Genomic DNA, 3,152 nt, shown 5'->3' with positions numbered 1-3,152 from the left:
ATCGTGCGTTCGGCCGTGAAGTACGGCAAGCACCTCGTGTTTCCGTCGACCTCCGAGGTCTACGGCATGTGCACGGACGAGCAGTTCGATCCCGAGGAATCGCAACTCAGCTACGGCCCGATCAATAAGCCGCGCTGGATCTACGCGTGCTCGAAGCAGTTGATGGACCGCGTGATCTGGGGTTACGGCATGGAAGGCCTGAACTTCACGCTGTTCCGCCCGTTCAACTGGATCGGCCCGGGCCTCGATTCCATCTACACGCCGAAGGAAGGCAGCTCGCGAGTGGTCACGCAGTTCCTCGGCCATATCGTGCGGGGCGAAAACATCAGTCTCGTCGATGGCGGCGCGCAAAAACGTGCGTTCACGGATATCGACGACGGCATTGGCGCGCTGATGAAGATCATCGAAAACAAGAACGGCGTGGCGACGGGCAAGATCTACAACATCGGCAATCCGAGCAACAACTTCTCGGTGCGCGAACTCGCGAACAAGATGCTGAAGCTCGCGAACGAGATCAGCGAGTACGCCGAGAGCGCGAAGACCGTGCAACTGGTCGAGACGTCGTCGGATGCTTATTACGGCACGGGCTACCAGGACGTGCAGAACCGCGTGCCCAAGATCGACAACACGATCGAAGAACTGGACTGGAAACCGGTCGCGACCATGGACGACGCCCTGCGCAAGATCTTCGAAGCGTATCGCGGCGATGTGGCGACGGCCCGGCGCCTTGTCGAAGACCAGAATTAAGGGCGGCGCGTGGCTCGCATCGTTCTGAAAATCGACGTCGATACGTTGCGCGGCACGCGCGAAGGCGTGCCGAATCTCGCGCGCCTGCTCGACAAGTATCACGCCCGCGCGACCTTCCTGTTCAGTCTCGGACCCGATCACACCGGCTGGGCTTTACGCCGGGTGTTTCGTCCGGGGTTCCTGAAGAAGGTCTCGCGGACATCGGTCGTGGAGCACTACGGCGTGAAGACGCTCATGTATGGCGTGCTTCTGCCGGGGCCGGACATTGGCCGTCGTGCGGTCGCCGAAATGCGCGCAATTCACGAAGGCGGCTTCGAGTGCGGCATCCACACGTGGGACCACGTCTACTGGCAGGACAACGTCCGCGCGGGCAACCGTGAGTGGACCGCCGCGCAGATGCAGCGCAGCCACGCGCGTTTCATCGAAATTTTCGGCGCACCGCCCGTCACGCACGGCGCGGCAGGCTGGCAGATGAACGGCCACGCGTTTGAACAGATCGATGCCTGGGGCATGAAGTACGCGTCCGACGGACGGGGCCACACGCCCTACATTCCTGTGCTCGATGGCCGCGTCCTGAATCACGTCCAGATGCCGACCACGCTGCCCACGCTGGATGAGGTTCTGGGCGTCGATGGCGTCGACGTGAGCAACGTCGCCGCTCATCTGCTCGGGCTGACATCGAAGCAGGATCACGATCAAGTATTTACGCTGCACGCCGAACTCGAGGGACAAAAGCTTGCCCCGGTTTTCGAGCAGATGCTGGCTGGCTGGAGCGCCCAGGGCCACACGTTCTGCACGATGGGTGACTACCATTCGACGCTGGACCGCTCGACGCTGCCCACGTACCCTGTCGCGTGGGGCGAGATTCCGGGCCGCGCGGGTGAATTGATCCTGCAGCCGGACTGATGCCTCGCGCGGGCTCAGTGAGCTTGCTGGAACGAGATTCTTCCAATCTGCACCCCGTTTCAACGTGCCCGATCACCAGAAACTGGCGTCCGGGCACGCGTCATCGATAAAAAAGAGGAGAAACTCCGTGCCGATCGCAGTCGATCAACCAGTTCCCGATTTCACCGCCCCCGCCACCGGCGGCGACTTTTCGCTGTCCAGCCTGAAGGGCAGGAAAGTCGTGCTGTTTTTCTATCCGAAAGACAACACGCCGGGCTGCACCACCGAAAGCCTGCAATTCCGCGATCTCTACGACCAGTTCAAGGCAGCCGGCGCGGAGGTCATCGGTATCTCGCGCGACAGCGTGAAATCGCACGACAACTTCAAGGCGAAGCTGGAACTGCCGTACACACTGGTGTCCGACTCCGACGAAGCCATCTGCTCGCTCTTCGGCGTCATCAAGATGAAGAAAATGTATGGCAAGGAAGTCCGCGGAATCGAGCGTTCGACCTTCCTGCTGGACGCGAAAGGTGTGCTTCGCCGGGAGTTCCGTGGCGTAAAGGTTCCAGGTCACGTCGAGCAGATTGTGGAAGCTGTACAAGCGCTTTGAGGCACGTTATATTGATTCGCAATGAGCGCATGCCCCTCCTTCCATTTCTCTTTACGTAGCGCCCGGTGTATCGCGGTAACCCCCGCGACCGGCACGGGTCTCCGCTACACACGACGCTCCGGCTTCACATGTTGCCCGGGCGGAGTGAAGGACGAAAGGAGCAGGTACGCAGGTGCTCCAGAGCCGCTGGTCCCAACGTCCGGGACGGCGGCTTTTTTGTTTGCGGACGCTCCCTCCCGCGCTGCGCGCCGCGCCGTCCGCGCGTTTCAACTCCCGTTTGATCTTCAGGACGCAACTTCCAAGGAGCCGATCGAAATCTAGGCGAACCGGCGTTTTCGAAACCGAAGCGCGTCACCGGGCGCAAACTGCATCGAAGTCAGGCCTGATAACTCAGGCCAACCCAGCAGGATGCGACAGGCGACGCACGACATAAGATCCGATCCTTTCGAGGGAAACCATGCCTTTGCCTACCGCACCCGTCAAGCTCGGCAACCTCCTGCCGTCTGAAGAATACAAAGCCAAAGCCCGGCCTGCACGACCAGCCAGAAAGCAGGCGAGCGAGGGCGACCTGGCCACGACTGACATCGATACTGACTTCGCCGCGCCAGCTAGCGCTTCGCGCCCCACCGCCGCGAACACGTTGCGCGCGATCGCCAGTGAAACGCTCGCGAATGCCGCAAAAGGCTCGGCCGTCGAAGCATCCGACGCCGCACCCGCCGCGCGTACGCGCCGCACGAAACAAACGGCGGCGTTGCTGCAACCCGCTGCGACACCGGCCGAACAGGTCGAAACCGCGCAGCCGGCTGTCGCCCGCACGCCGGTCGAAGCGCGCACGCCGTCACGCTCCGAAGCGCCTGCCGCGCCCGTGGCTGCGGCGGCTCAACCGCGCGGTCAGCAGAAGCGTCGCCAG

Annotated in this window: 3 protein-coding genes and 1 pseudogene; all 4 read left to right on the top strand. The window is 62.2% G+C overall.

Annotated features, from left to right (window positions below):
* A partial coding sequence (locus ACFFAR_RS29120) for a bifunctional UDP-4-keto-pentose/UDP-xylose synthase (protein WP_375509001.1) occupies positions 1–747 on the top strand: 747 nt, incomplete at its 5' end.
* 9 nt (positions 748–756) lie between these two features.
* A complete protein-coding gene (locus tag ACFFAR_RS29115; RefSeq protein WP_174363044.1) occupies positions 757–1,653 on the top strand; it encodes a polysaccharide deacetylase family protein in 897 nt (298 codons plus the stop codon).
* Positions 1,654–1,780: 127 nt separating this feature from the next.
* Positions 1,781–2,242, top strand: coding sequence for a peroxiredoxin (locus tag ACFFAR_RS29110; RefSeq protein WP_075357972.1), 462 nt, complete (start codon positions 1,781–1,783; stop codon positions 2,240–2,242).
* A 457-nt stretch (positions 2,243–2,699) separates the two neighbouring features.
* A pseudogene (locus ACFFAR_RS29105) lies at positions 2,700–3,152 on the top strand (PhoH family protein); the annotation flags it as partial.

Origin of the sequence: uncultured Caballeronia sp., from assembly GCF_964243625.1 — a bacterium.
Lineage (GTDB): Bacteria > Pseudomonadota > Gammaproteobacteria > Burkholderiales > Burkholderiaceae > Caballeronia.
The sequence above is the reverse complement of the archived record's forward strand: the minus strand, read 5'-3'. Positions and strand labels throughout refer to the sequence as shown.